Here is a 26,250-nt window from a genome sequence, read left to right as displayed (position 1 = left end):
CGCTACCACCACACCGACATCGAGATCGACAAACTCGCCGAGGCCACCCCCACTCAACGCCGTGCTTTCGACCTCATTGAGGCCACCATCCCCCTGACCATCGCCGCGTAGCCACAAACACAAACCAGCAAACCAGCAAACCCCCAGTTCAGGGCGGAAAACCCTTACCCAGGCAGCCGTAACTTCCGTCTAGTCGGCCCGAGAGCCGACCCGGTGCTTACGAATCGATGTCGTCGACCACGAAGACAGCCCACGCGTATGCGGCGTCCACCTCGTGGAAAAGGGCTTCATGGCTTATCAGGTATCTCCTTATCGCAATTCACCTGCCGTGCGAAAATGCCCAGCCTTGCAACGATGCCTCATTCCAGCGGCATGCGTTGTCCCCTGATCAGGGGTTCTTACGACGAATTCCGCGTAGCACGAACGGCGGACAACGGGGATACCCCATCCGGGGGATCGGCGGTTGTGGAGATCAGGTCAAGGTGACGCCGAACCAGCGGGTGAGCAGGCGATCAAGCTCGTCGATGTCGGCGATGTTAGGTATGGGCGCCACGGACGCCCAGGCCACGTAGCCATCTGGACGTACCAGCAGCGCCGTTGCCGGCACGTCTCCGTCCGGGCGTCCTGCGGCGACGGTGACCCGGTCGATGATGTCGACCGCCGCCTGAGCCACCACGCCGTGCTCGGTGAGGTCGACCAGCAACGGCCTCCCGTCGCGGGCAAGCGCCGCGACGCGGGTGGTTCCGCGCGAGTTTTCGACGGCAAAATCCGGCACCCAGCGCCCGACGAGGGGATGCTCATCCGAACTCGCCGCATAGCGAATATCGGCGCCCGACACCAGGTCGCCGAGGTGACGGACCACATCGGGCTGCGCCAGCAATTCGGTAAAGACTTCCCGTAACGCAGTGACTTCGGCCCCGGGCCGAATAGGGGCCAGCTGGGCACGGCTGTACATGATGCCGACCCGTCCGTCGAGCACCGCGGCCAGCTTCCAGCCGAGGTTCATCGCATCCTGCAAACCCAGATTGAGACCTGGTCCCCCGAGCGGGGGCTGCACGTGCGCGGCATCGCCCACCAGCAGGACCCGGCCGGCCCGGTATTGCGACGGGATCCTCGAGTTCACGCCGCGGTAACGCCGCAAATCCTTTGGTACGTCGTTGGATTCGGGCTGGAGCGGGACAGCCGCGCCAAGCACGCGTTTGATGCTGGCCTCCTGCTCGGCAACGGACATGGGCGCGGTGTCGCTGTCGGTGGCGTCGGGGTTCTCGCGCGGTGCGCTATCCAACTCGATGGTGAATGCCCCCGGCCGGTCTGTCAGTTGCAGGCCCCACCCGAAGATGCCGTGGGCGGTGCGAAAGTACTGCCTGGCCGGGACGGCACCGAATCCCGGTACGTTCAGCGCCCCGTTCACCGGATCCACCCAGTCAAGCGGCGGCAGCACCCCGAACGTCACATGTTCGATGACGTCGTACGACGACATCCCGGGAAAGTCGATGCCGGCCAGCCTGCGCGTGATACTCGAGCCGCCGTCGGCGCCTATCAGGTATTCGGCCGTTAGCTCATAGGCGCCGTCCGGGCCGGCGATGTTGACGGTGACGCCGTCGTCGCCCTGGTCGAAGCCGGTCAACGCGTGACCCCACCGGAAGTCGACGCCGTATTTCTGGGCGGCGGCTACCAGCACCTCGATGAGCCTGGGCTGTTCCACCCGAAGCGTGTACAGCTGGTGATTGGGCACCTCGGCGAAACTGAATGCGAAGCCGGCGAAAAATGAGCCGGGCGCGGGTTGCGGGGGGTTCATCCGTCCCGATGAGAGCGCTGTACAGGCCGCGGTGGTCGAAGATCCGAACCCCTTGGCCGACAATGCCCGCCGCGCGAGGTTGCCGGTTAGGGCCGGGACTGCCGTCCAATACCACCGGCCGGATCCCGGCCAGTCCCAGTTCGCAGGCCAGCATCAGCCCGTTCGGGCCGGCTCCGGCGATGACGACCTGGACCACGAGGTGAGATTACCTAGCCCGCCGCAGTGCCCGGACCTAGGCCGGTCGCGATGTCGTCCAGACGGAACGACACCGGCTGTTCGAGTTGGGCGTAGGTGCACGAGCATGGATCGCGGTCCGGGCGCCACCGGTTGAACTGGGCCGTATGGCGAAACCGGGAGCCTTCCATGTGGTCGTAGCGCACTTCGACGACGCGTTCGGGACGCAGCGGCACGAACGACAGGTCTTTGCCGGCGTTCCAGCGGGAGAATTCGTTCTTGCGCGGGGTGCGTTCGCCGGCTTGGTGGGCGGCCCAATTCCACGGGTGGTTGTCGAAAGTCGTTACCAGCGGCTGCAGTTCGGTGAAGAGCCGCCGCCGCTGCGCCATCGGGAAGGCGCCGATCACACCGACCGAGGCGAGTTGGCCGTCCTCCTGATAGAGCCCCAGCAGCAGCGAGCCGATAGCGTCACCGCCGGACTTGTGCACCCGATACCCGGCCACCACGCAGTCGGCGGTCCGTTCGTGTTTGATCTTGAACATGACCCGCTTGCCCGGCTGATAGGTGATGGTCAGCGGTTTGGCGATGACGCCGTCGAGACCGGCACCCTCGAACTCGGAGAACCAGCGCCGTGCGGTCTGCAGGTCGGTGGAGGCCGGGGTGACGTGGATCGACGGGCCCGAGCCGGACAGCGCATCGACCAGCGCCGCCCGGCGTTCACTGAATGGACGCTTCGTGTAGTCGTCGTCGCCGAGAGCCAGCACGTCGAACGCGATGAACGATGCCGGCGTGTGCTCGGCGAGCATCCGCACCCGCGAATCTGCCGGATGGATGCGCTGTTGCAGGGCCTCGAAATCCAGGCCGTGCTCGGTGGCGATGACGATCTCGCCGTCGACGACGCAGCGCGGCGGCAGCTCGGCCCTGACCGCGGCGACCAGCTCGGGGAAATAGCGGGTCATCGGCCGCTCGTTGCGGCTGCCCAGTTCGACCTCGTCACCGTCGCGAAAACAGATGGACCGGAAGCCATCCCATTTCGGCTCGTATGACGCGTCCGCCGGGATGGTCTTGACCGACTTGGCCAGCATCGGCGAAACGGGCGGCATCACGGGTAGGTCCATGGGTTCATTGTGTCGTGCGGCATGCTGGAATCCAGCTATGGCTGCTGCAGCAGAAGAACTCGACGTCGACGGCATCCGGGTGCGGGTGACCAACCCGGACAAGGTTTACTTCCCGCAACTCGGGCCCGGCGGCACCAAACGCCGGCTGGTCGAGTACTACCTCGCCGTGGGCCGGGGCCCGATGCTGGCCGCGCTCCGCGACCGGCCCACTCATCTGCAGCGCTTCCCCGACGGCATCGACGGCGAGGAGATCTATCAGAAGCGGGTGCCCCAGCACCGTCCCGACTACCTGCAGACCTGCCGGGTGACGTTCCCGTCGGGACGCACCGCCGACGCGCTGAAGGTGACCCATCCGGCGGCGATCGTCTGGGCGGCGCAAATGGGGACCGTGACGCTGCACCCGTGGCAGGTGCGCTGCCCCGACACCGAGCACCCCGACGAATTGCGCATCGATCTGGATCCGCAGCCCGGCACCGGTTTTGCGCAGGCGAGGGCTGTCGCCGTCGACGTGCTGCGGCCGCTGCTCGACGAACTCGGGTTGGTCGGCTACCCGAAGACATCGGGCGGACGCGGGGTGCACGTGTTCTTCCGGATCGCCACCGACTGGGACTTCATCCAGGTGCGCCGGGCGGGCATCGCGCTGGCCCGCGAGGTGGAGCGACGCGCGCCCGACGTGGTGACCACGTCCTGGTGGAAGGAAGAACGCGGCGAGCGCATCTTCATCGACTTCAACCAGAATGCCCGCGACCGCACCATGGCGTCGGCGTATTCGGTGCGCCGCACCCCGACTGCCACCGTGTCGACACCGTTGACCTGGGATGAGCTGGCCGACGCGAACCCCGACGACTACACCATGGCCACGGTGCCCGATCTGGTGCAGCGTCGTGATGACCCCTGGGCCGGTATGGACGACGTCGCGCAGTCGATTGCGCCGTTGCTGGACATGGTTGCGGCGGACGAAGCGCGCGGGCTCGCAGATATGCCGTATCCGCCGAATTACCCGAAGATGCCGGGGGAACCGAAGCGGGTGCAGCCGAGCCGGGATACCGATCTGAAGAGGGACACCCGAAACGAGTAGCACCGGGCCCAGACCGCGGTCAGCGCACAGGTCGTGGGCTCGCGGCGTCGCTCTTCGGGTCGATCAGGATCTTCGCGTGTGCCTCGGGGTCGCCGAGCGCGTCGAACGCGGCCTCGACACCGGGCAGCCCGACGGTCCCGGTGATCAGCGGGGCGGGGTTGACCTTGCCGTCGGCGAGCATGTGCAGCGTGTCGCGGAATTCGAGCGGGGTGTAGCCGAGCACGAACCGCAGGTCGATCTCTTTGTTGATCGCCATCGCCGGTCGGATCTGGTCTGCGCCCATGCAGACCCCGACCACCACGACGCGGGAAAACAGCGGCGCGCTCGCGATGATGCCGTCGATAATGCCTGGGACACCGACACATTCGAAGATGACCGGGTGCTTGGGCGTTGCCGCGCCGGCCGCTTCGGCGACGCGCCACAGATGCCACCAGGGCAGCCGCAGCCGGTGCAGCTTTTCGACAGTGCCGACCGCGAGGTCGAACGCGTCGAGGATGCTCTTCAGGTAGCCCTTTCCCGGCCCATGGGCGGCGGCCGTCGCGTAGGGGGAGTCCTGCGCGGGGTCGACGACGACGTCGGCGCCGCACGCGGTGGCCAGCGCGCGCCGGCCCGGGGAGAAGTCGCTCGCGATCACGGTGCGCACGCCGTGTGCCTTCAGCATGCAGATCACCGCGAGGCCGATGGGGCCGCAGCCGATCACGATTGCGACGTCGCGTTTGCCTACGTCACCGCGCCGCACGGCGTGCCAGCCGACGGCCATCGGCTCGGTCAGCGCAGCGATCTGTGGCGACAGGCCGTTAGGGACGGGAAACGTCAGCGACTGTTCGACGAGCAGTTGCTCGGCGTAAGCGCCCGGCGCCATTGTCGACAGCCCGATCCCGTGCACCTCGTTGCCGCGTCGCAGCAGTGGCACGGCCACAACCGGGGTGCCGGGCCGGGGAGCCTTGCGGGTGCCGGGGCCGTAGTCGAGCACCTCGCCGCAGAATTCGTGTCCGAACACCACGTGCTGATCGGATCGCATGAAGGCGTGGTAGCCCGATTCGTCCATGATGTCGGCGAGTTCGTCACAGTGGTAACGGGCATGCAGGTCCGATCCGCAGATGCCACACTTGCGGACATCGATCAGCAACTGCCCTTTGGCCGGTTGCGGGGTGGGCTGTTCGACTACCTCGAGCTTTGCGTTGGTGCAGGTTACCGCTCTCATCCTGAGACAGCCTGTTCGGTCGGGTTGATGTTGTCGCCGGGGCCAACGTAAACCTCGACGAACCCGGCTGTCACCCCCCCGGGCGCCGGCAGGTTGGCGTCAGGGTCGGGCAGCGCCCACCGAACTGATCACGGCTTCTCCGCGATCATCAGGGCGTAGGCAAGTCGTCCGGCCGTGACTTCGGCGCGCGCCAGCGCGGTGAACGCGTGGACGGTGTCGGGCTGGATGCCGTTGTCAGCCAAGGTATCTGGCACGGCAATGGCCAGGGCGGTGATCCGCGCGTCGATGCGGTCGATCATGTCCAGCAGGCTCTGGTCGTGCGACTCGACGTGGCGGATGCGTAGCCCCGCCTCCTGCAGGATGCCGGTGTAGTCGGTGACCGACCGGGCATCGGCGATGCAGGCCACCCACGCGCGCAGTGAGGTCAGCTCCAGCGGTAGGCCGGCATCGGTGATGGTGACATCGGTGATGCCGACCAAGCCTCCCGGACGCAAGATCCGGGCCAACTGGCGGGCTGCCGCAGCCTTGTCCGGAAAGGTGCACAGCGCGCATTCGCACACCAGAGCATCAAAAGCGTTGTCCGGCAGAGGAAGTGCCTCGGCATCGCCGTGATGGATGTGCACCCGCTGCTGCAGTCCGGCTTGCGCGACAGCCGCCCGGGCGCGCGTCACATTGATGTCGCTGAGCTCCACCCCGTCAACTGCCACCTGGTATTCACTGGCGAGCAGTCGTGCGGTGCCGCCCCGCCCGGCGGCGACATCGGCAACCCGCTGGCCTGGCCGCAGCCCAAGCCGATCTGCCAGCCTGCACGGTGGCCGGCCTGCTTGGACCCGTGAGCGGAATCGGCCACCAGGCCGGCCAGCGGAGCGGCGTTGGGCACGATATCGGGAACCGGCACGCCGGTGAGCTGTTCGCGGACTTGCTCGCGGTAGCCAACCGAGTTGTAGGCGCAGAACGGGATCAGTCGCCCGTCCGGAGTAAGTTGCTGCACACAGCATTTCATCAATTGTTTGACGTTCAGGGTGTAGGGGTCCTGGAAGTCCTGGATCACGATGGCGAAGACCCGATCGGTGAGGTTAGCGAGTGCCTCGGGCAGATTGATCCCGCAGGCGTTGGCGCAATCCAGCGCGGCTGCCGCCCTCTGCAATTGTTCCATCGTGGTGTCGGTGCCCATCACGGCCGACGCCGACCACAGCTTTTCCAGCGCTTCGCGGATCGCCAGGTCGGGGATCACCCGGTTGGACACGTAGTCGAGATAGTCCTGAACGTCGAGCAGCCGCGGAATCGGCAGCACCTGCTCACCGTCGGTGAGCAGATAGGTGATCGATCGACAGGTGGGAAAACAACACGGAACCGGGAAGAAATCGTCGGCCTGGAACCAGTCGGGCAGCTGGGCGGCGATGCTGTGCACGATATCGGAGTTGGTCAGCCGGGTCAGGGGATCGAACTGCAGGTGCCGACCGGCGTGGGTGACCGGCTGGAACACCACCGATTGGACCGCCGGCTGCGCCATACCGTGGCGGATGACGGCACCGAGTTCGTGGTCGTTGAGCCCGCGCTCGACGGCGGCGACCAGACTCACGGTCAGGCCCGCCGCCGCGCAGTTGTCCAGTACGCGGGCCTTGATGTCCCGCAGGTCACGGCCGCGGATCTGGCGGTGCGTTGCTTCCTCGAGGCCGTCGAACTGCAGGTAGATGTGCACTGGGCGGCCGGGCCGGTTGCGCTGCGCGAGGTTGGCGACGAATTGCCGGTCCGATGCCAGGCGAATGCCGTTGGTGTTGATGATGACCGTCTTGATCGGCCGCGACTGGGCGGCGTCGACGAACTCCAGGATCTGCTTGTGGATCGTCGGCTCGCCGCCGGAGAACATCACGACTTCGGGTTGGCCTTCGGCGGCGACGAGTGCGTCGAGCATCTTTTCGCACAGCGCCAAGGTGAGCGCGTAGCCGTCGGGCTGGTGACCGGAGTCGGCGAAACAGATCGGGCAGTCCAGGTTGCAGTGGGTGTTGACCTCGATCAACCCCAGGCAGGCGTGCTGTTTATGATCCGGGCACAGGCCGCAGTCGCTGGGGCAGCCGTCGCGGATCTCGGTCTGAAACTGCAGCGGAATGGTGCCGGGTTTGTTGAATCGTATTGAGTCCAAGTACATCTGGGCGTCCCCGTATACCAGGGCCTCGAACTCGCCATGGTCGCGGCAGCGCTTGCGCAGATATACCTTGCCGCCGCGGACGTTGACCTGAGCGTCGACCACGACCTTGCACACCGGGCAGATGCTCCTGGTGTACTCGAGGAATACCTCGTCGAGATCCCGTTTCATCGTCGTCACTGGTGCCCCGTTTCCCATCGGCCCGGTAAACCGGGGGTAGCTCATCACGGCGGATAGCGTGCCCGCGCGCAACTGTCATCAGGACTACAGTTCAGCTGCGCGCCGCACCGCAATAGCGTGCTATGGCGGGAAGGATGATTGCAGGAGGTTGACCAGAATGATTCGTGCTGTCTGGAACGGGGCCGTGCTCGCCGAGGCGCCGCGAACCGTCCGCGTGGAGGGCAATGACTACTTTCCGCCGGAGTCGCTGCGGCGCGAGCACCTGGTCGACAGCTCGACGAAGTCGATATGCCCGTGGAAGGGCCTGGCGCACTATTACACCGTGTCGGTCAACGGCGATGTGAATCCGGACGCCGCGTGGTACTACCCGCGTCCGAGCCCGCTGGCGCGTCGGATCAAGAACCACGTCGCGTTCTGGAACGGTGTCCGCGTGGAAGGCGAGCCGGAAGAAACTGCTCCGCAACGCTCGGATGTGGTTGACCGGCTGCCGATCTGGCGCATCGGCATCACCGGCGGTTTGGTCGGCATCCTGTGCTGCGTCGGACCCACCGTCCTCGCGATGTTCGGAATCATCAGCGGCGCAACGGCATTGATGTGGTCCAACAATCTGTACGGCAACTATGCGTGGTGGTTCCGGCTGAGCGGCCTGGGTGTCCTCGCGCTGCTGGTATGGATTGCGTTGCGGCGACGCAATCAGTGCAGCCTCGGCGGAATTCGCCGGTTACGGTGGCGGCTGGCAACCCTGCTGGGAATCGCGGTTGGCACCTACGCGGCGCTGTATGCGGTGACGACCTGGCTGGAAAGGTTCGCGTAACACCCGGCTGCCGATCAGCGTCGCAGCCGTGACCGCGGCGCCGACCGGCAGCCTTCGGTAGGGGCCTGCCGGGGGGCGGTACGTGCTAATAGGTGAACTATGACAACAGCGTTCGTGCTCTCCGGGGGCGGCAGCCTCGGGGCCATCCAGGTGGGAATGCTCCTCGGTTTGGCCGAAAGCGGCATCACGCCGGACCTGATCGTCGGCACCTCCGTCGGCGCCGTCAACGGCGGTTGGCTGGCGTCACGTGCTGATGTCGAGGGGATCGGCATGCTGGCCGACCTGTGGCGGTCGCTGTCGAGAGAAGACGTGTTCCCCACCCGCCCGATCGTCGGGCTGCTGGGTTTTCTCGGTCTGCGTTCCAACCTGGTCCCGAGCCACGGCCTGCGGCGGCTCCTCAAGGGCCATCTGCAGTTTTCCAGGCTGGAGGATGCGCCGATACCGCTGCATGTGGTGGCCACCGACGTGCTATCGGGCCACGACGTCCTGCTTTCGTCGGGTGACGCGGTCGACGCGATCACGGCCAGCGCCGCCATCCCCGCCGTCTTTCCCCTGGTGAACATCGACGGACGAGATCTGATGGACGGCGGTGTCGTCAACAACACTCCGCTGTCGCACGCCGTCGCGCTCGGCGCCGATCTGGTCTGGGTGCTGCCGACCGGCTACCCATGCGCGCTGCCCAAAGCACCAAAGGGGGCGCTGGCGATGGCGGTATACGCCTTGACCCTTGCCATCAACCAACGCCTGGCCGTGGATGTCGCCAACTATGAGAAATCGGTCGACCTGCGCGTCGTCCCACCGCTGTGCCCACTCGGCGTTACGCCAATAGACTTCTCGCACACGACCCGGCTCATCGAACGATCGCATGACAGCACCCGCGAGTGGCTGGCGACGCGTCGCCCCGTCGTTGGTCAGGCGGCGTTGCTTGCGCCGCATCGGCATTGAACCAGCGCGAGACTAGAGCCGCCGGGTCCGTTGGGCTCGCGGCAGGGCTGGCCGCCGCTAAATGCTCAAGCTAAAGCGCCGGTTCGTAGGGGCGACGCGGCCAAGTCGGGCTGTGCTCAGGGTCAGAGTCCCGCGTCACGTCGGTACGGGCCTCGTCGCGGGCGTTGGAAGGAAAAGAGGTGTCGACACACCACCAGGTGTCGCAGAGTTTGGCCCACCACTGCGGTACGGGTAGCGGGGAGGCGCCGCAGGCCACCACTCCGTAGGTATCCGGGTCGCCGGGAGCTCCGGGCGACGACGTCACGTATTGATCCACCATTGCGGCGACATTGTTGTCCACGTCGATCTCGCAATGCACGTTCCCCGCATACGGTGACGGGATGCTCACTTGCATACCAGCTTTCGCCGGATCGGCCAGCATGGTGTTGGTGGTGAATTCGCGGCCTGTTGCGCTCAACGGGGCCGTAGCCGTATAGGTGTCGTTGACCATGTAGATCGCCCGAGCGCTGGAAATGGGCGCGTCCACCTTCACGATGTAGGTGACGTTGTGCGGGTTGTGCGGGTCGGCCAGTGCAGTCGCGGGAGTCAGCAGCCAGCCGAGGGCAGCGCCCGTCACGGTGGCGATCACCGTCCAGCTGCGCGTGGTGGGACTCATGACGGCAGACAATACGCTCCGGCTGCTTTGCCCGGCCAGGTTTTATGGCCATTGCCGCAGCCTTTGCGGCGAGGTCCGGGCCGCTATTCGGGTGCGCGAGTTCTTTCAACCGAATAGTCATGTGGATAACACTTCTGCTAATCGGTCTCCGGCCCGGATAACCCCCGATAACGATGTAAAAGTTGGGCTTCTGGGAGCCGCCTGTGTGGGTTACGCTCTGCGCTGACTTCCACGACGACAAGGATCCGCAATGGAATCTGCATCCCTCGGGCGTCGCCTGCGGCAAAATCCCTTGGACCGCAGGACATTTCTGGCCCTGATGGCTGTGACCGTCGGCGCCGGTGTGATTAGGAGCGCCGGGCCGGCGCGGGCCGGCGGCGAAGAGCTTCGCGACCTGCCTCAGGTGTCCAGCGAGAACGGCGTCTTGGATTATTCGCTGGAGGTGGTGACCAATCCGGTAGAGCTGGGTGGTCGTCAGTTGACCCTGGAGACATACAACGGTCAGTTTCCGGGACCGATCTTGCGGATACGGCAGGGCGACAACCTACGAATTCTGCTCAAGAACCGCATCGTTCCGGTAGGCATTCCCACAAATAACGTTTTCATGGTGCCTTATTGCGCCTCCAAGTCCAACGACCCGCGTTTCGACACCCGGCGAGCTTGCGTCCACGACTTCTGGAATAGGTGGGAGCGAAGGGCAACTATGTTCCAGGAGTTGGTCGACACGAACCTGCACACCCATGGGCTGCAGGTGTCTCCGGAGGACCCCGGGGACAACGTGGGACTTCAGCTTGGCCCGCTGCAAGACCACCAGTACAGCTACAACATCGCGGCCAACCAGCCGACCGGGTTGCATTGGTATCACCCGCATTTCCACACGGCGACGGCCCATCAGCTGTGGAACGGGCTGTCCGGTCCGATCATCGTCGAGGGCGACATCGACGCGATACCCGAGATTGCCGAAATGCGAGAGCGAACCATCGTCGTCAACGAGATGTGGATCGCTGACGACAGTGCCGAGGTGCCGTTCGCCGTGGTGGTTCCCATGGCGGGTCACGCGCCCTTCGAATCCATTCCCGCGGTGCCGTCGTCCATGTACTACCCCCTCAACGGCCAGTTGCTGCCGGACATCAGTATCAAACCGGGGGAGGCGCAGCGCTGGCGGTTTCTCAACGCGTGCCCGCATCGGTCGATCTGGCTACATGTCGAGGGTCACACGTTGCACCAAATCGCCACGGACGGAACGCCTTACCGCACACCGCGGTCCCGGCCGAACATCATGCTGGCCGCCGGCAACCGGGCCGAGTTCATCATCAAGGGGGATGAGCCGGGCCGCTACCGCATCTACGCGGCAGCCTACGACCAGGGCCACCCCGGCGGCCCGCGCCCCTCGATGCCGTTGGGCACATTGGTGGTCAATGGGAATAAGGTCAACAGCCTGATGCCCACGAGCCTGGTGGATCCGCCGCAGATGCCGAACCTGCCGATCGCCCGTCGTCGCACCATGGTGTTCTCCGGAGACATCACCGGCCGGACCGGCATGGGAGTGCAGTTCCTGATCGACGGAAAGGAATTCGATCACGAACGGATTGACACCCAGGTCGAGGCGGGCACGATCGAAGAGTGGACGTTGATCAATGAGGATGTCTTTCAGCATCCAATTCATATCCATGTCAACCCGTTTCAGGTCGTCGACATCCACGGTATCCCACCCGGGGACACCAGCTGGCAGACTGAGCCCGACGTGTGGTGGGATACCTTCCGGCTACCCCCGTTCGGCCGGTACACCCTGCGTATGTATTTCCGGCCCGACGTGACCGGCATGACCGTTTATCACTGCCACATTCTGCCGCACGAAGACAGGGGAATGATGGGCCTTCTCATGATCGATCCGCCCGGACAGCATGCGATGGAGTGACGATGCGCCGCCCACTTGTCATCGCTTTTGTGCTATCGACATTGTCGGCCGTCGGCCTGGCAACGGCCGAGCCGTCAATGCAGCCGATGGAGAGCGAAGGCCGCTACACCTTCAACCAACAGCATCGCGACAATCTCAGTTGGTGGAACCGCACCTGGGTGCCGCAGCTCATCCCCAAAGGCGCCCTGCTCGAAGTGCAACTGCCGAGCGATCCGATCCATTGGATTCCCTACGGCGAACCGGACTGTCAGCCGAGCCCGGGCTGGGACTGGGCCGAAATCAGCGGTTCGTGGTACCCGGACGGCCCCCCGCGGCACCAGCGGGTTGCCGTGCAACTCGAAGGTCAGCGCACCGTTCCCAACGAGAACCGCTACCGGGAGTCGGCAAACCCGTACGAACTGCCCGGCGTGTACATCCCTTTCGACAAACGGGTGGACGGCAGCAAGACCATCACGATCTTCGACTACCGACTGCTGCCCGGAAACCCCGACGACTATTGGGCCGGAAGGGGTTTGGCAACAATCTGCCTGCGTCCCGACCCGATCCCCGAGGACGTCAGAGTGCTGGGCTTCCCGCCCGACACCCCGCCCACCTACGTGCTCACGCTTGTCGTCGGGGTGCGGCAGGCCTCCTACGGAGGCGGCCTGCCACCGACCCCGCTGCCGCTACCGCCGGTGATCACCCTCGAGCCGGACGGGCCAGCCGCGCCGACCGAGCCCGCTACCGAGGAGCATGGCTGAGGGTCCTGCACGCAGCGAAATAGCCACCGGAACGGGCAGCGTCGCGCCGATGCGGCCCGCCGATCGTTCTCATAAGCAAACGGGAGCTTTCAGGCTCCCGTTGCGATGTGGGTTAGGTTATGGCCCCCAAATCATGAGGTCTTCCATCCCGTTGTTCATCGTCACCGTGGTGGGCGAAGGGCCGGTAACGTCGAAGTGGATTTTTCCGGTCGATTGTGCGGCTTCGGGAATGGTGGCTCCACTGATGTTGGACGGCGAAGAGACAAACCACAGAACCCGGTAAGCCGCTTGGTCGGGAGCGACGGCGTTGAACTGCGAAATGGCGGGAGTGACGCTGCCCCGAATGGCCTTGACGGTCGCCGTTGCTTCCCAAAGCTTGCCGGCCACCTGGTAGCCCGGCGTCTCATCGCTGCTGGGCTGCAGGTTGCTGACCTTCCAGGTGAGGACAACCTGACCGACGGTGTCGGTCATCGTCAGTTCGGTGCCAAGTTTGCCGACCATCGGATAGGCGGCCGACGCAGTCGATGCACTGGTGACCCCGGCGGTTGCCACGACCAGTGTTGCGACTGCCGCCGTAATCAATGTGGTGATTTTCATGGTGCTCTCCTCGGTGGTTGGAGCGACAACGGTTTATATATAAATCGCCCTTTACGCATATGACCGCTGTTTTCAAGAATTGTTATCCGCCGCCACCAGCACCTCGGCGTAACGGGGATTTGATCAAGATTTGGCCGGCGCGGATGCCCACCGCTTGGCCGTGGCCAGGCTAACCGCCCAGCGCGAGCAGCCTGGTGGCGACATCGACGAGGTCGGTCCCGACGACGTCGGCCGGGGCGAAGATCTCGGCGTAGTGGCCGTCGGTACGGCCGGCCCATCCGGTCGTCCAGCCGGCGCGCTTGGCGCCGTGGCAGTCGAAGGCGTGAACTGCGACCAGCGCGAGTTCCTCGGGGCTGTGCCCGATCGCGTCCGCCGCATGGGCGTAGACCGGCGCCGCGGGTTTCCAGCTGCCTACTTCGGCCACGCTGATGACCTGATCGACATAGCGCCCGAGGCTGGAGCGGTTGAGAAAGTCCATGGTGGCCTTGGCGGTGCCGTTGCTCAGGCAGGCCAGTGAAATCCCGGAATCGGCAAGGGTTCGCATGGCAGGTTCGGCGTCGGGGTGGGCGGGCAACGCGCCGAAGCCTGCCATGACGTGGCCCACCGCGTCCTCGTCGAGCTCGCCTCGCGCCAGCGTACGCAGCGCCGCGGCGGCAACCACCGGAAACGGCTGGTAGTCGCCGGCCAAGCTCAACGCGATTCCGTCGCGCAGCAGCCGATCAAACCAGCGCTCGGCCAGCTCGGCCGCCAGCCCGACGGTGGCGAATCGGGATCGCAATGGCGCCAACGAGATCAGAGTTTCGACGACGTCGAATACCACCGCCTTCGGCCGGCGCGGTAAGCCCATGCCTCACCTGCCCCAGGGGGAACCGCCGTAAGGCAGGGCGTTCGGCACGCACTCCGGATCGGCGTGCGATTCGATGCCGACAGGAACGGTTGCTTTAGCTTTAGCCATGCCGGTTGCTCCTTCGTGATGGATAGCCGATGGATACCCAATCCGGACGCGGCTATCCCAATGTGAACAGCGAAATACTTGATGATGGTGCCGGACACCGGCCCGGCGGTAGGGCCCGGATTCGAAAGTTATTGCGCGCGAGCGCGCAACCCGCCCTCGTCGACGATCTCGATGACCGCATATCCGACCCGGATCAGCCGATCGCGTTCAAAGTCCTTGATCACCTTGTTAATTGACGGACGCTGGACGCCGAGCATGGCTGCAATGGTGCGCTGCGCCAGTTCGACGTGGTTCTCGACGGCCTCGTCGAGGAGCAGTTGCGCCAGTTGAGCCGACAGCGGCCGGCCAAGCAGTCCGATCAACCGTGACTGACTGGCCGACACTCGTTGCGCCACGCTCGACAGCCAACGCCGCGAAATCGCCGGGTGGGTTGCGAGCAGCCGATCGAATGCCTGCCGATCCAGAAGCAGGCAGCTCGAATCGGTCAGCGCCCTTGCGGTGTAGGGCGGCGGCATGTCGAGCAGCAGCGGGATGTCGCCGTCGACATCACCCGGGCGAAGCACATCGACCACCACGCGCCGCCGCACGGAGCCGACCGCGAGTTCGATCCGTCCTTGCCGCACAATGCACACCCCGCTGGCGGCGCGGTCGGCCAGGAAGACGACCGTTCCCGGGGCAAAGTCTCTGGATTGCAGGCTTTCCGCGAGCGCTGATACATCGTTGGGGTGCAGTGGCGCCGATGCTCCGCGACCCACGCACCGTGCCACCCAGGCTGCGTGTCGGACCTGCGCCTCCGAGACCTGCTGGCCGCCGCCCAGCGATTGCACGAGATGCCGGAGCGGACTTGCCGGGTGGTCTGACATCGCGCCTCCTTCATGCACCGCCGATCATGTCACGAACCGGGCGCCGACGGGTTCGAGCACCACATCGCGAAGGAAGGCAGATATCCGGTTCGGCTCGATGCCCGCTCAGCGATACCCCAGCCTGAGCAGAACTCGAGCATTGAAGGCGCGCTCGGCGGTTGCCGGCAGCCTGAAGTCGAGACCGTCGGCCACCCGATTGATCGTGTTGAACAACGCGCAGACCTCGATCGCGTCGCGGACCGCTTCCGGGCTGACGCCGGTGTCGAGGACCGCGCGCACATCGGGCGGTTCGATTTCATCGGGTGTGCGGGTTAGCTTTTCCAGCAGGCCCAGGGTCGCCCGCACCCGGTCGTCGATTGCGGCGGTACGCCAATCGCTCACTGCCGCAACGGTGATCGCGGGGCCGAGGGCAGCCGAAGCGACCGCCTCGTGGGTGGTGGCGCAGAATTGGCAACGGTTTTGCTCCGAGACAAAGGCGGCGAAGAGTTCGCGCTCACCGACCGGCCACGGCGAGGGTCCCCGCATCACCGCCTGAACCAGTGCGAAGAACGGCTTGCCGAAGAACCGCGGACGGTAGTGCCGCATCTTGATGATGTCGGGTATGTCGCGGCGGGTCGCGGCCCGCAACGCCGCGAACACCAGGCGAGTGCCGAATCGTCCACGTGCGACGCTGTGCAGCCTCACCGCAACGCCTCGTTGAGGGCGGCCATACCCGCGCGCCGGCGGCTGTCACCCGCGCCGAGCGCGGCGGCGATGGTCACCTCGAATATCTGATCTTCGGAATAGCCGGCTCCGCGCATCCGCTCGATGTCGCTGTCCTGTACCCGGTAGGCATGCCGGCGCAGCTTGTCCACATATGCCTGCAACGGCTCGGGCAGGTCATCGCCGTGGTAGGCGGCGCGTCGCAGGGCCGGATCCGTATCGGCCGGGGCATCGAGAACAGCGTGGCGAAGTCTCTCCCGCAGGCGTGGGTATCGGCCAAGTATCGACACCGCGCACCCCCTTGTTGGTGGGCCGGTGTGGCCCGGTACGGCAAGGTGTGTCTGACCTTAGTGATCCCGGTACGGTGCCGTTCAGCCATGGGGCGCACGCCGGCAACCGGCCGGCCTGTCACCATGGAGTACGTGACCACCGCGATTGTGGTGACGGTGCTGGTGCTGGTGGGCATCGGCATCGTGATCAACGAACTTCTCCGGCTGCGCGCGTGGTTGAAGAATTCGCCTATCCCGCCCTCCGAGGGGGACGACACAGAGCCCCCCGACGGGCTCGCGTGATTTCTTGTCGAGATTGCCGCCACGGTCGTGCCTAAGGCGGAAACCACAGCCCTGACGGCAATCTCGATGCAACCGGCTAAGCCCGCAGGGCTGCGACCGTATCGGCCAAGGTGGTGCGCGGATCCCGATAAGTGATACCGAGTTCGTGCTCGCTGGGTGAGTCGTCGGACTCGGGCATCTGGGTGTAGTACTGCATTCCGGCGGCGGTGAACGGATTGTCGAACGGCAGGTACGGAGCGGCCAAGTCCAGCAGTGTCCCCGCGACGCGCAGCACGGTGTCGGGAACCGGGACGCTCACCATCGGCGTCTCGGCCACCTGGCCGAGCATCGTGGCCAGCTCCGTCACCGGAATCCGGTGCCCGCCCACCATGTAGCGGCGGGGTCCCCGGCCCGGCTCCAGCAGCGCGGCATGCACGGCGGCCACGTCGCGGACGTCGATCACCAACCACGCCGCCCGGCGTCCGGGGATCGTGTGCATCTGCAGCGCCGCTTTGACTCCCTCGCCCGCCTCACCGAACTGGTCCCCGACGGGCGGGCCGAGAACCATGCCGGGATAGGTGATGTTCACCGGTGCGCCGGCGTCCTGCAGGCCGCGCGCATAGATTTCGACCTGCGCCTTCGACGTTCCGTAACCGTCCGTTCCGCCGACAACCGGCAGGTCGGCCGTCAGGGTTTCCAAGTCGGGATGAAAGAGCGCGGTGAAACTGGATACGTGCACGATGGGGTCCAGCCCCAGCTGGACGGCTTGGCCGAGGACGTTGCGGGCGCCCTCCATGTTGGTGCTCAGCATCTGCGGCGTCTGGCGCGGGTCGGTGGCGACCAGTGCGGCACTGTGCACGACGGCGTCACATCCGGTCAACGCCGCACGCACCGCGTCGCGGTCCTTGATGTCGGCGGGAACGAAGTCCGATGTGTCGACACCGAGTTTGGCGACGGTTCTCTCTAGCTTTGCCGGATTTCGGACCAGGAAGCGCACCGAATGCCCCGCATCCGCAATGGCCTTGGCGGTCCAGCCGCCGACAAACCCAGTACCTCCGGTTACCAGAACATGCATGCTGCGATTGTGCATGGTGGGCGGACCGGCGCGCGGCCGGGGCGCGCCTAGCGCGTAGCGCCTAGCGCGTAGCGCCTAGCGCGTAGCGCCGGGCGCCCGGCGCCGACTGTGCATCCCATGACGCAACACGCCGACGAAGCGTCGCGTGGTTCACGCTCGGCGGAGGTTTGATCCTAGAGGTGACGCGCCGCGAAATCCGCGCCCTGGCCTGTCATGCCGTTCATCGCATACGAGACGTGGGCTACGGGATCATTGCCGGCACCGCAAACGCCGTCGCCGTTGGCGCACAACTCGATCGTCTTGGGCTGATACAGCGGCCCGATGGTGATCGGCGGTGCGCCGTACCGGTTCAGGAATTGACCCGACGGTGTTCCGAAAAGGGTAACCGCCGCAACGTGATTGGCGATTTCTGCCGGCATCGGCGCGGGCACCGCGGCCGCCGGAACACCGGGCGGCACGGCAGCGGAGGTGACGTAACCGGCCACGGCCGCCCCCTGGGAGTACCCGCCGAGTATCTGCCGAGTCGCCGGGCAGCTGGCCGCCATGGATTCGATATGCGTGCTGGCGTCGCGAACCCCGTCGATAACCGTGAGCGGGAAATCACTGCTGGACAAGTCACTGCTGGCCGGATAGTTGATCGCATACACCCCAAGTGACCTGGAACCGATCTGCGAGCGCAACGCCTCCACGAAAGAGGCTCCGATATTGCCGATACCCGGCGGCTCACCGGTTCCGCGGGCGAACAATACCTCGACGTCGGGGCATGGTTCGGCGGATGCCGACGGGACCTGGACGGCAGGTGCCGCGGCCAACGCGACAGACGTGCCCACTACGACCGCGACGCCGGTTGTCAACCGGCGTACCCAGGCAAACTTTGCCGTCAGCCAGCGCTGGCCCATCGCGGTCATCCCTTACTTCCGGAAGGCATCCTTGACCTTCTCACCGGCATCTTTCAGGCTGGCCTTCGCCTGGTCGGCCCGGCCTCGGTTCGTGGTATCCGGGTCCCCGGTGGCCCTGCCGATCGCCTCCTTGGCCCGCCCGCCCAAGTCTTCGATTTTGTTCTTCAGCTTGTCCTCGGCACTCATTGTCCCTGGATACCCGACATTGGGCGAGGGTGAAACCTCGGCCGGTATCGCGAGGGCACCGCCCGGTCGGCGGTGTGGAAACCCATCAGTGGAAGAAACCCGACTGCCCGGACCCGCCGTCGCACTGAGCCAATCTGCGTATCGGGCGGCTGCGGCGGCCATTGCGGCCGCGGCCGGTCCACGCCAGGATTGACCCGCCAACGCCGCGGTCACGGAGCCGAATGAGCTTGCCGCCAGGTCTAAGTCACTGGCCAACCCGTCCCAAGGCCGCAGCCGCGGTCAGCATCGGAGCCGTTCCCGCTCCAGCGAAGATCCGCGCCGAGTTGACCTCCGGCGGCAACACCGAAAAATTCATCGCCGTGACCCCTTTCCGCCCAGAACTCTACGATCGTGGGCGGCGCCGGGGGGCCGGTTCGAGCTACTTGCTATTTGCTGCGCGGCACCGACCCACGCGGAAGTGTCAGCGGAAGGTCGTTGTAAGTCGCGATGCCGGGCGCCGCGGCGACGACGGCCGGGATGGCGTTGACCACCGGCATCGCCGTCATGATGTGGCCGAGCACCATGAAGTCGGCGATCGTCTCGGCCTGGAAGTACGGCGGCGGCAAGAAGCTGATCCGGGTGGTGACCGTCGGTTGCCCGTCGACCTGGATGACCCAGCCGTCCTGGTCGATCTTCCAGTCGGGCTCGAGGGTTTGTCCCTTGCGCCAGCGGACGTTGAGCTCGACGACGATTGTGCCGTCGCGCACGCCCTGCCAGCTCGCGCGCACACCCGCGACGCAACCCACCGGTATGGTCCACGACCCGAGATCAAGGTCCGCCGTGGTCTGCGCGTACTCGGCCACGCAGCGCACGCCGTCGATCTCGACCCCCAGCGCGTCGGCGACCAACCGGACCGCTTCACCGAAGACGGCCGTCCCGTGCGCGGTCATCGCCTGCAGGTTCGGGTGGTCTATCGGCTGGCCGAAGCCGACCGGCTTTTCCGTCGCCGGGGAGTCGTAGAACGTGGTGTCGGCGGCCTCGTTGACGGTGACCTTGTCGATCCGGTCGCAGACCATCCCGGACACGATGGCCAACAGCTCGGCGAAGCCGGGGCTGACGCCGGAGCCGAAGATCGTCGAGCGGCCCCGCCGGCACGCGTCCAGGATCCGGTCGCGGTCGGCACCCAGGTTGTGCCCGGTGATGAAGGCAGCGGTGGTCACCACATTGACGCCGGCCGACAGGATGCGGACCAGTTCGTCGACGTTCTTCCACATCGGGTTGTAGACCACGCAGTCCGGCTCGAGGTCCAACAGCGCGTCGACATCGTTGGTGGCGGCCACGCCCAGCGGTGCGATGCCGCACAATTCGCCGGCATCGCGGCCGACCTTTTCCGGCGACCATGCATAACACCCCACCAGTTCGAGGGCTGGGTTGGCGGCGATCGCCTGCAGTGCGCTTTTGCCGACGTTTCCGGTGGTCCATTGCACGACCCGATAGGTTTTTGGCACTCGCTCAGCATAGGGACGCGGCCAGGCCGGGCGATAGTGAATCTGACGACGCGACGCGCCGGTGGGGCGTAGTGAGATTCACAGTCGGCTCAATACGCGGACTCGCCGGCCAGGATTTCGGCGAGGAAAGCGTCGGCCGGCGGTCGGTCCAACCGCGCCCGCACCCAGTGGCGGACCCGATCGCGAGTGTGCCGCGATTCTTCGATGTCGGCGCCGATCACCACCGATGTCCGCGGCCAATCATGGTTCCAGGCAGCAGCTTCTGCCATCGCGTGCTGGTGTGCGTCGGCGAGGGCGAGGGTGGCCCGGCCGCCGGCGTCCAGGGCTCCGGCGCCGCTGACCTCCCCGGAGTGCACCCGTACCGGGATGTCGGTGGGCGCATCCGGCCCGACGACGGCTGCGCGTATCACCGCGACAACGCCCGGACCCGCCGGCTCGACACTCCGGTCGACGGTGTCCTCGGCCGCATCGAAGATTCCGGGCGGCACCGCACCCCAGTTGATCGACGCCACGCCCCGGCCGATCGACGCCGCACCGCGCGGAGCCGCATCGGTGCCGGCGGCCAGCGCGTAGTCGTCCCGGCGACCGCTCGGCAACGCCGCGATAACCGACGGATCATCAACTGCCGCGGACAGTTCCAACCAGTCGATGCCGTCGATGCCTGCCACGTCGGCCAACCGGGCGCCGGCTCGTACCAGCTCGAGGACACGCCGATCGTCGGTCCGCAGGTGGGAAAGCAGCACGGCGGCATGCGGTGCCAGCAGCCCGGCCACATCCGAATCCAGGGTGATCACCCGCGCCGGGCGGGTGTTCTGCGCCGGCGTGGACCTCAATCGTGTGCTGGACGGCGGTGCGGGCTACACCGATCGGCTGATTCCGGCGCTGTCCGCCGCGTTCGAGGCGATGTTCAGCTATCCCGGGCCGACGGTGGCCGCAATCAACGGTGCGGCCATCGCGGGCGGATGTGTGCTGGCCTGCGCCTGCGATCGGCGATTGATCAGCCCCGATGCCCAGATCGGGGCATCAGAGGTGCGGGTCGGAGTGCCGTTCCCGGTCGCTGCGCTGGAGGTGATGCGCTATGCCTGCGGCGACCGCGCCGAGGAGGTGCTGCTGGGCGGCGGCACGTTCCGCGGGCCCGAGGCCGTCGTGCGGGGACTTGCGCACGCCGTCGTCGACGAGGGCCTTCTCGAGGCGGCCGTCGCGGAGGCAGCGAGCCTTGGTGACATTCCGGCCGAGGCATACCGGCACACCAAAATCCAGCTGCGGGCGCCCACGGTGGTGCGAATGCGCGAATCCGGCGACATCGACGACGGCGTCCGGCGGCGCTGGGGTGCCGAGCAGACCCGGCAGGGGATCGCCGACTACCTGGAGCGCCTTCGCCGGCGCTGAGCTAATCCTCGACCGTGACCCCGCCGCGGGTGCGGGTGCGCCGGCGGCGGTGGGACGTCTTGCCGGTCGGGCGGCGGTTACGTATCGCGCTCCGCGGCTCCTCGGCGGCTTCAGTCTCTTCGGGCTCTTCGGTCTCTTCGGTAGCGTTGGCCTCGGGCGTTTCCTCGGCCGTTCCTTCCGGCTCAACCTCAGCCGTAGGTTCCGGGGTCTCCGGCTCGGCCGGCTCCTCTTCGGTTGCTGGGGATTCGGCTTCGGTCGTTTCAGCGGCCTCGGCCCCGGCTTCTTCTTTTTCTTCGGCTTCTTCGGTCTCAGCCTCTTCGGTCTCAGCCTCGTCGGTCTCGCCTGGCTTCTTGCGGCGAATGCGCTGCTGCTTGGTCGCCTTCGGCTTGAGCGGTTTCGGTGGCGGCGGCGGCAATTCCGCGACAAACGACAGGTAGAACGCGAAGAACCCGAGCACCCCGATGGCGGCGGCGGCCCCATAGATCCCGAACAACCACTGTCCCGCGGAGTCCAGACTGAGCCAGATCTCGCTGATCGCGGTGCCGATGATCAACACGCCCGCCAGCACATGGGCCACGATCGACCAGGTTCTTATCGACAGCGCGAGCTGCGGGGTGCCGAGTTCCGGCTTCCGGGTGCGCAACAGGGTGAACACCACCGGCAGTGCGGCCAGGCCGATCAGCGCGCCGGCCACGATCCGCAGCGTCGTTCCCAACGCGTGCGAGGTCTCGCCCATCAGCTCGTACCAGCGGGGCAACACGAAATAGAAGTAGAGGAGGCCGGCGGCGATCGAAAACGACGCGTGCCAAACGACGGCCCACTTGCGGCGCATATGCCTCCTCATACTGGTTGGCACTGGTCAGCTTAACGTTGCCGCACAAGCTGGCCGGCCCACACCGGGTGTGTCCGCGCTGCGGACTCATGGCGGAGGATGCGGGATTTGAACCCGCGAGGGCTATTAACCCAACCCGCGTTCCAGGCGAGCGCCATAGGCCACTAGGCGAATCCTCCGCCGATATGGTAGCCGCTGGACGGGGCCAGGTGTCCTGCGGCCGCCGTGGAGCGCGTCAGCCGGGGTACTAGACTCGCCGGTGGACCCCGCGCGGCGTCTATCCTGTGAACTCCCCCAGGGCCGGAAGGCAGCAAGGGTCAACGGGCTCTGTCGGGTGCGCGGGGTCCCCTCTGCTCAGGGGTGACGCAACCCGATCAAGACCTGCCGCATGACCCACAGTGTCACGGTTTTCAGGTTCGATGGCGAAAGGGCCGCATGGTGTCGTTCGATTCCCTCAACCGTGACGAGTTGGCGGCGCTGCATGACCGCCATCAGCAGGATTACGCGGAGCTGCAGGCCAAGAAGCTGGCGCTGGACCTCACCCGGGGCAAACCGTCCGCGGCGCAACTCGACCTGTCCAACCAGCTGCTGAGCCTGCCCGGAGACGACTATCGCGATCCGGAGGGCGTCGACACCCGCAACTACGGCGGCCTGCACGGTCTGCCGGCCCTGCGAGCCATCTTCGGTGAGCTGCTCGGAATGCCGGTACAGAACCTGATCGCGGGCAACAACTCCAGCCTGGAGTTGATGCATGACGTGGTCGCGTTCTCGATGCTCTACGGCGGCGTCGATTCGCCCCGGCCGTGGAAAGACGAACTGAGCGTCAAGTTCCTGTGTCCCGTTCCCGGGTATGACCGGCACTTCGCGATTACCGAGACGATGGGCATCGAGATGATCCCCGTCCCGATCCTCGACGACGGCCCCGACGTCGACCTGATCGAAGAATTGGTCGCCGCCGATGCCGCGATCAAGGGCATGTGGACGGTGCCGGTGTTCGGCAACCCCACCGGTGTCACGTATTCCTGGGAAACCGTTCGCCGGCTGGCCCTGATGCGCACGGCGGCGCCCGACTTCCGCTTGTTCTGGGACAACGCCTACGCGGTACACACCCTGACCCATGACTTCATCCGCCAGGTCGACGTGCTGGGGCTGGCCGCCAAGGCCGGCAACCCGCACCGGCCGTACGTCTTCGCGTCCACATCGAAGATCACCTTCGCCGGAGCGGGTGTCAGCTTCTTCGGCGGGTCGCTGGGCAACATCGCGTGGTATCTGCAATATGCCGGGAAGAAATCGATCGGCCCGGACAAGGTCAACCAGCTACGGCATCTGCGGTTTTTCGGCGACGCCGACGGCGTGCGCCTGCACATGCTGCGCCACCAGCAGATACTGGCGCCCAAGTTCGAGTTGGCGTTGGAGATCCTGGATCAGCGGCTCCGGGATTCCAAGATCGCCTCCTGGACTGAGCCCAAGGGCGGCTATTTCATCAGCCTCGACGTGCTGCCGGGAACAGCGCGGCGCACCGTGGCATTGGCCAAGGACGCCGGAATCGCGGTTACCGAGGCGGGTGCCTCGTTCCCGTATCGAAAGGATCCCGACGACAAGAACATCCGGATCGCGCCCACGTTCCCGTCGCTTCCCGACCTGCGCGACGCCGTCGACGGCCTGGCTACCTGCGCCCTGCTGGCCGCCACCGAGGCGTTGCTGGTCCGCGGCTAGCGCACTGTTGTCGATTGCGTGCGCACAGGGTTTTCGCGGTGAGGTCATGGCGGCGTAAACCGCGAAAATCCCGCCCGGTGTTCGCCCGCGACGCCGTGAGAGCACACTCGATGCCCTGCCGGGCGCTAGTCACCCAAGCTGAGTAGCCTGCTGACCGTGGCTCTCTACCGCAAGTATCGACCGGCAACGTTCGCCGAGGTGGTGGGGCAGGAGCACGTCACCGAGCCGCTGTCGGTCGCCCTGGAAGCCGGCCGGATCAACCACGCGTACCTGTTCTCGGGGCCGCGTGGCTGCGGGAAGACGTCGTCGGCGCGCATCCTGGCGCGCTCCTTGAACTGTGCCCAGGGCCCGACGGCCACGCCGTGCGGTATCTGTGAGTCCTGCGTGGCGCTGGCGCCCAACGCCCCGGGCAGCATCGACGTGGTCGAACTCGACGCTGCCAGTCACGGCGGCGTGGACGACACCCGCGAGCTGCGGGATCGCGCGTTCTACGCACCGGCTCAGTCGCGGTACCGGGTGTTCATCGTCGACGAGGCGCACATGGTGACCACCGCCGGTTTCAATGCGCTGCTCAAGATCGTCGAAGAACCGCCCGAGCACCTGATCTTCATCTTCGCCACCACCGAACCGGAAAAGGTGCTGCCCACCATTCGGTCGCGCACCCACCACTACCCGTTCCGGTTGCTGCCGCCGCGCACCATGCGAGGGCTGATCGGGCGAATCTGTGAGCAGGAGGGCGTCGTCGTGGACGACGCGGTGTACCCGCTGGTGATCCGAGCCGGCGGCGGGTCCCCGCGTGACACGCTGTCGGTGCTGGACCAGTTGGTGGCCGGCTCCGACCACGGCGACGACGGCATCCGGGTGACCTACCAGCGGGCATTGGGGCTGCTGGGGGCCACCGATGTGGGCCTGATCGACGACGCGGTCGACGCACTGGCCGCGGGCGATGCGGCGGCGTTGTTCGGGGCGGTCGAATCGGTGATCGACGCCGGGCACGACCCTCGCCGTTTCGCCACCGATCTGCTGGAACGATTCCGGGATCTCCTTGTCCTGCAAGCGGTTCCGGATGCCGTGTCTCGCGGCGTTGTGGATGCGCCGGAGGACGTGCTGGACCGGATGCGGGATCAGGCGGCACGCATCGGGCCGGCGACCCTGACCCGGTACGCCGAGGTGGTTCAGGCCGGTCTGGGCGAGATGCGCGGCGCGACTGCGCCGCGCCTGCTCCTGGAAGTGATTTGCGCGCGGCTGCTCCTGCCGTCGGCCAGTGACGCCGAATCCGCGTTGCTGCAACGTGTCGAGCGGATCGAGACCCGGTTGGCCATGTCGATCCCGGCCGCTGCAGAGACACCGGACACCGCGGCGCCGAGCCGTCCGACACCGCCCGCGCGCCCGGCGGACACTTTGGCGCCGAGCCGTCCGACACCGCCCGCGCGCCCGGCGGACACTGCGGCCCCGAGTCGTCCGACACCGCCCGCGCGCCCGGCGGACACCGCGGCCCCGCGCCGTCCGACGGCGCCCGAGCCGGCTCCCGAATCGGCTCCCGAACCGGAGAAGGCGCCAAGCGAACTCAACGCAGCCGCCGTTCGCACCATGTGGCCGACGGTGCGTGACAAGGTTCGCCAGCGCAGCCGCACCACCGAGGTGATGCTGGCGGGGGCCACCGTTCGCGCGCTGGAGGGCAACATGCTGGTGCTGACCCACGATTCGGCGCCGCTGGCCCGGCGCTTATCCGAACAGCGCAATGCCGACGTCATCGCCGAGGCACTCAAAGACGCATTGGGGGTCGCCTGGCGGGTGCGCTGCGAGGTGGGCGGACCCGAGCCCGTCGCAGCCTCGGTGCCCGCGAAAGCGGAAGAGATTGTGCCAGAAGCCGATTCCGCTAAGCCCAGGGAAGACGAAGAGGAACGCATGCTCGCCGAAGCCAGCCGCAACAACCCCTCCGAGCCGCGCCGCGACCCCGAAGAGGTGGCACTCGAGCTGCTGCGTAACGAACTGGGCGCCCGGCCCGTCGACTAATTTAAGTCTAAGAGCCTGTTCACAAACCCGTGTGACTGTAGTGACAGATGATAACGATGTGATAACGATTGTGTGTCGCGCAATGGGATGAGGCGGGGCTCGCGGTAGCGGATGAACACCACATCCCTCTCGCTGCCGGAGCCCCGTGAGTGCCTGTCTACCTTGTCACGTCCCCGAAAACCAGTTGCGCCGCCGCGGGTTGCCTATGTTGT

The 26,250-nt window shown here is 66.2% G+C and carries 26 protein-coding genes, 1 tRNA gene, 1 other RNA gene and 3 pseudogenes; 11 read left to right on the top strand and 20 right to left on the bottom strand.

Annotation, left to right across the window (positions count from 1 at the left end):
* Positions 1–472 precede the first annotated feature (472 nt).
* The 3 genes and pseudogenes from EET03_RS26195 to EET03_RS26190 form a co-directional block, all read right to left on the bottom strand.
* On the bottom strand, positions 473–1,798 hold the full coding sequence (locus EET03_RS26195; RefSeq protein WP_136625766.1) for an FAD-dependent monooxygenase: 1,326 nt from the start codon (positions 1,796–1,798) through the stop codon (positions 473–475).
* Positions 1,799–1,841: 43 nt separating this feature from the next.
* A pseudogene (locus EET03_RS33145) lies at positions 1,842–1,952 on the bottom strand (hypothetical protein); the annotation flags it as partial.
* 55 nt (positions 1,953–2,007) lie between these two features.
* Entirely contained in the window at positions 2,008–3,090 is a 1,083-nt protein-coding gene (locus EET03_RS26190) for an ATP-dependent DNA ligase (protein WP_075544491.1), read from the bottom strand.
* 37 nt (positions 3,091–3,127) lie between these two features.
* On the opposite strand from EET03_RS26190, the gene ligD reads away from it, so the two are divergent.
* A complete protein-coding gene (gene ligD / locus EET03_RS26185; protein ID WP_075544490.1) occupies positions 3,128–4,168 on the top strand; it encodes a non-homologous end-joining DNA ligase in 1,041 nt (346 codons plus the stop codon).
* A 19-nt stretch (positions 4,169–4,187) separates the two neighbouring features.
* On the opposite strand, the gene EET03_RS26180 is transcribed toward ligD, so the two are convergent.
* The 3 genes from EET03_RS26180 to EET03_RS26175 form a co-directional block, all read right to left on the bottom strand.
* Complete coding sequence (locus EET03_RS26180; RefSeq protein ID WP_075544489.1) at positions 4,188–5,372, bottom strand: zinc-binding dehydrogenase; 1,185 nt, start codon at positions 5,370–5,372, stop codon at positions 4,188–4,190.
* A gap of 128 nt (positions 5,373–5,500) precedes the next feature.
* Positions 5,501–6,157: a class I SAM-dependent methyltransferase gene (locus EET03_RS32030; RefSeq protein ID WP_244232551.1), complete on the bottom strand. Its 657-nt coding sequence runs from the start codon at positions 6,155–6,157 to the stop codon at positions 5,501–5,503.
* On the bottom strand, positions 6,040–7,689 hold the full coding sequence (locus EET03_RS26175; protein ID WP_082274846.1) for a radical SAM protein: 1,650 nt from the start codon (positions 7,687–7,689) through the stop codon (positions 6,040–6,042). Before EET03_RS26175 ends, EET03_RS32030 begins: the two co-directional genes overlap by 118 nt.
* A 166-nt stretch (positions 7,690–7,855) precedes the next feature.
* Between EET03_RS26175 and EET03_RS30960 the strand changes: the two are divergent.
* From EET03_RS30960 to EET03_RS26165, 3 genes and pseudogenes are all read left to right on the top strand, one after another.
* Positions 7,856–8,146: pseudogene (locus tag EET03_RS30960) on the top strand (DUF427 domain-containing protein); the annotation flags it as partial.
* A complete protein-coding gene (locus EET03_RS26170; RefSeq protein ID WP_075544494.1) occupies positions 8,129–8,512 on the top strand; it encodes a hypothetical protein in 384 nt (127 codons plus the stop codon). The pseudogene EET03_RS30960 and the gene EET03_RS26170, both read left to right, overlap by 18 nt.
* Positions 8,513–8,611: 99 nt before the next feature.
* The gene (locus EET03_RS26165) at positions 8,612–9,457 is read left to right on the top strand and encodes a patatin-like phospholipase family protein (RefSeq protein ID WP_075544487.1); all 846 of its coding nucleotides are present in this window, start codon (positions 8,612–8,614) and stop codon (positions 9,455–9,457) included.
* Positions 9,458–9,527: 70 nt separating this feature from the next.
* Here the strand turns inward: EET03_RS26165 and EET03_RS26160 are convergent, their stop codons facing one another.
* The gene (locus EET03_RS26160) at positions 9,528–10,112 is read right to left on the bottom strand and encodes a hypothetical protein (RefSeq protein WP_075544486.1); all 585 of its coding nucleotides are present in this window, start codon (positions 10,110–10,112) and stop codon (positions 9,528–9,530) included.
* A gap of 250 nt (positions 10,113–10,362) precedes the next feature.
* Here EET03_RS26160 and EET03_RS26155 point away from each other — a divergent pair, with 250 nt between their 5' ends.
* Positions 10,363–12,030: a multicopper oxidase family protein gene (locus EET03_RS26155; protein ID WP_244232549.1), complete on the top strand. Its 1,668-nt coding sequence runs from the start codon at positions 10,363–10,365 to the stop codon at positions 12,028–12,030.
* A gap of 2 nt (positions 12,031–12,032) precedes the next feature.
* On the top strand, positions 12,033–12,770 hold the full coding sequence (locus EET03_RS26150; RefSeq protein ID WP_244232548.1) for a hypothetical protein: 738 nt from the start codon (positions 12,033–12,035) through the stop codon (positions 12,768–12,770).
* Between the two features lie 117 nt (positions 12,771–12,887).
* Here the strand turns inward: EET03_RS26150 and EET03_RS26145 are convergent, their stop codons facing one another.
* The 5 genes from EET03_RS26145 to EET03_RS26125 all read right to left on the bottom strand — a co-directional run bounded on the left by EET03_RS26145 (position 12,888) and on the right by EET03_RS26125 (position 16,177).
* Complete coding sequence (locus EET03_RS26145; protein ID WP_075544484.1) at positions 12,888–13,367, bottom strand: MPT63 family protein; 480 nt, start codon at positions 13,365–13,367, stop codon at positions 12,888–12,890.
* 169 nt (positions 13,368–13,536) lie between these two features.
* On the bottom strand, positions 13,537–14,214 hold the full coding sequence (locus EET03_RS26140; protein WP_099193829.1) for a haloacid dehalogenase type II: 678 nt from the start codon (positions 14,212–14,214) through the stop codon (positions 13,537–13,539).
* Between the two features lie 236 nt (positions 14,215–14,450).
* Positions 14,451–15,185 carry a Crp/Fnr family transcriptional regulator gene (locus EET03_RS26135; protein WP_075544482.1) on the bottom strand — a complete coding sequence of 245 codons (735 nt, stop codon included), beginning with the start codon at positions 15,183–15,185 and terminating at the stop codon, positions 14,451–14,453.
* Between the two features lie 105 nt (positions 15,186–15,290).
* Positions 15,291–15,869, bottom strand: a complete 579-nt coding sequence (locus tag EET03_RS26130; RefSeq protein ID WP_075544481.1) for a carboxymuconolactone decarboxylase family protein — start codon at positions 15,867–15,869, stop codon at positions 15,291–15,293.
* Positions 15,866–16,177: a carboxymuconolactone decarboxylase family protein gene (locus EET03_RS26125; RefSeq protein WP_063468750.1), complete on the bottom strand. Its 312-nt coding sequence runs from the start codon at positions 16,175–16,177 to the stop codon at positions 15,866–15,868. The genes EET03_RS26130 and EET03_RS26125 overlap by 4 nt, the downstream gene beginning before the upstream one ends.
* Positions 16,178–16,309: 132 nt before the next feature.
* Here EET03_RS26125 and EET03_RS26120 point away from each other — a divergent pair, with 132 nt between their 5' ends.
* Positions 16,310–16,459, top strand: a complete 150-nt coding sequence (locus tag EET03_RS26120; protein WP_167470703.1) for a hypothetical protein — start codon at positions 16,310–16,312, stop codon at positions 16,457–16,459.
* Between the two features lie 76 nt (positions 16,460–16,535).
* Here EET03_RS26120 and EET03_RS26115 read toward each other — a convergent pair whose 3' ends face one another.
* The 6 genes and pseudogenes from EET03_RS26115 to EET03_RS26090 all read right to left on the bottom strand — a co-directional run bounded on the left by EET03_RS26115 (position 16,536) and on the right by EET03_RS26090 (position 20,918).
* Complete coding sequence (locus EET03_RS26115) at positions 16,536–17,513, bottom strand: SDR family NAD(P)-dependent oxidoreductase (RefSeq protein WP_063468765.1); 978 nt, start codon at positions 17,511–17,513, stop codon at positions 16,536–16,538.
* Positions 17,514–17,686: 173 nt separating this feature from the next.
* Positions 17,687–18,421, bottom strand: a complete 735-nt coding sequence (locus tag EET03_RS26110) for a cutinase family protein (RefSeq protein ID WP_425271563.1) — start codon at positions 18,419–18,421, stop codon at positions 17,687–17,689.
* Between the two features lie 3 nt (positions 18,422–18,424).
* Complete coding sequence (locus EET03_RS26105; protein ID WP_075544479.1) at positions 18,425–18,598, bottom strand: CsbD family protein; 174 nt, start codon at positions 18,596–18,598, stop codon at positions 18,425–18,427.
* Between the two features lie 114 nt (positions 18,599–18,712).
* Positions 18,713–18,953: pseudogene (locus EET03_RS26100) on the bottom strand (PPE domain-containing protein); the annotation flags it as partial.
* A 70-nt stretch (positions 18,954–19,023) separates the two neighbouring features.
* Positions 19,024–20,085, bottom strand: a complete 1,062-nt coding sequence (locus EET03_RS26095) for an NAD(P)H-dependent amine dehydrogenase family protein (RefSeq protein WP_075544478.1) — start codon at positions 20,083–20,085, stop codon at positions 19,024–19,026.
* Positions 20,086–20,174: 89 nt separating this feature from the next.
* Complete coding sequence (locus EET03_RS26090) at positions 20,175–20,918, bottom strand: hypothetical protein (RefSeq protein ID WP_244232547.1); 744 nt, start codon at positions 20,916–20,918, stop codon at positions 20,175–20,177.
* Between EET03_RS26090 and EET03_RS26085 the strand changes: the two genes are divergently transcribed.
* The gene (locus EET03_RS26085; RefSeq protein WP_244232546.1) at positions 20,908–21,474 is read left to right on the top strand and encodes an enoyl-CoA hydratase-related protein; all 567 of its coding nucleotides are present in this window, start codon (positions 20,908–20,910) and stop codon (positions 21,472–21,474) included. The two genes, EET03_RS26090 and EET03_RS26085, sit on opposite strands and share 11 nt — an antisense overlap.
* A 1-nt stretch (position 21,475) precedes the next feature.
* Here the strand turns inward: EET03_RS26085 and lucA are convergent, their stop codons facing one another.
* The gene (gene lucA, locus EET03_RS26080) at positions 21,476–22,306 is read right to left on the bottom strand and encodes a lipid uptake coordinator LucA (RefSeq protein ID WP_075544477.1); all 831 of its coding nucleotides are present in this window, start codon (positions 22,304–22,306) and stop codon (positions 21,476–21,478) included.
* Between the two features lie 90 nt (positions 22,307–22,396).
* Positions 22,397–22,485 (bottom strand) — tRNA-Ser (locus tag EET03_RS26075).
* 79 nt (positions 22,486–22,564) lie between these two features.
* Between EET03_RS26075 and ffs the strand changes: the two genes are divergently transcribed.
* From ffs to EET03_RS26060, 3 genes are all read left to right on the top strand, one after another.
* Positions 22,565–22,659: signal recognition particle sRNA small type (gene ffs, locus EET03_RS26070), an RNA gene on the top strand.
* A gap of 85 nt (positions 22,660–22,744) precedes the next feature.
* A complete protein-coding gene (locus EET03_RS26065; RefSeq protein WP_099194285.1) occupies positions 22,745–24,022 on the top strand; it encodes an aspartate aminotransferase type Ic in 1,278 nt (425 codons plus the stop codon).
* A 156-nt stretch (positions 24,023–24,178) separates the two neighbouring features.
* Complete coding sequence (locus tag EET03_RS26060; RefSeq protein WP_075544475.1) at positions 24,179–26,038, top strand: DNA polymerase III subunits gamma/tau; 1,860 nt, start codon at positions 24,179–24,181, stop codon at positions 26,036–26,038.
* Positions 26,039–26,250 lie beyond the last annotated feature (212 nt).

This window comes from Mycobacterium innocens (assembly GCF_900566055.1).
Classification (GTDB): Bacteria; Actinomycetota; Actinomycetes; order Mycobacteriales; family Mycobacteriaceae; genus Mycobacterium; species Mycobacterium innocens.
This window is presented reverse-complemented; position numbering and strand designations above follow the sequence as displayed.

Coding starts and splice junctions, on each gene's coding strand:
- EET03_RS26195 (WP_136625766.1), bottom strand. CDS start 1,798: ATGAACCCCCCGCAACCCGCGCCCGGCTCATTTTTCGCCGGCTTCGCA.
- EET03_RS26190 (WP_075544491.1), bottom strand. CDS start 3,090: ATGGACCTACCCGTGATGCCGCCCGTTTCGCCGATGCTGGCCAAGTCG.
- ligD (WP_075544490.1), top strand. CDS start 3,128: ATGGCTGCTGCAGCAGAAGAACTCGACGTCGACGGCATCCGGGTGCGG.
- EET03_RS26180 (WP_075544489.1), bottom strand. CDS start 5,372: ATGAGAGCGGTAACCTGCACCAACGCAAAGCTCGAGGTAGTCGAACAG.
- EET03_RS26175 (WP_082274846.1), bottom strand. CDS start 7,689: ATGAAACGGGATCTCGACGAGGTATTCCTCGAGTACACCAGGAGCATC.
- EET03_RS26165 (WP_075544487.1), top strand. CDS start 8,612: ATGACAACAGCGTTCGTGCTCTCCGGGGGCGGCAGCCTCGGGGCCATC.
- EET03_RS26160 (WP_075544486.1), bottom strand. CDS start 10,112: ATGAGTCCCACCACGCGCAGCTGGACGGTGATCGCCACCGTGACGGGC.
- EET03_RS26155 (WP_244232549.1), top strand. CDS start 10,363: ATGGAATCTGCATCCCTCGGGCGTCGCCTGCGGCAAAATCCCTTGGAC.
- EET03_RS26150 (WP_244232548.1), top strand. CDS start 12,033: ATGCGCCGCCCACTTGTCATCGCTTTTGTGCTATCGACATTGTCGGCC.
- EET03_RS26145 (WP_075544484.1), bottom strand. CDS start 13,367: ATGAAAATCACCACATTGATTACGGCGGCAGTCGCAACACTGGTCGTG.
- EET03_RS26140 (WP_099193829.1), bottom strand. CDS start 14,214: ATGGGCTTACCGCGCCGGCCGAAGGCGGTGGTATTCGACGTCGTCGAA.
- EET03_RS26135 (WP_075544482.1), bottom strand. CDS start 15,185: ATGTCAGACCACCCGGCAAGTCCGCTCCGGCATCTCGTGCAATCGCTG.
- EET03_RS26115 (WP_063468765.1), bottom strand. CDS start 17,513: ATGCATGTTCTGGTAACCGGAGGTACTGGGTTTGTCGGCGGCTGGACC.
- EET03_RS26110 (WP_425271563.1), bottom strand. CDS start 18,421: ATGACCGCGATGGGCCAGCGCTGGCTGACGGCAAAGTTTGCCTGGGTA.
- EET03_RS26105 (WP_075544479.1), bottom strand. CDS start 18,598: ATGAGTGCCGAGGACAAGCTGAAGAACAAAATCGAAGACTTGGGCGGG.
- lucA (WP_075544477.1), bottom strand. CDS start 22,306: ATGCGCCGCAAGTGGGCCGTCGTTTGGCACGCGTCGTTTTCGATCGCC.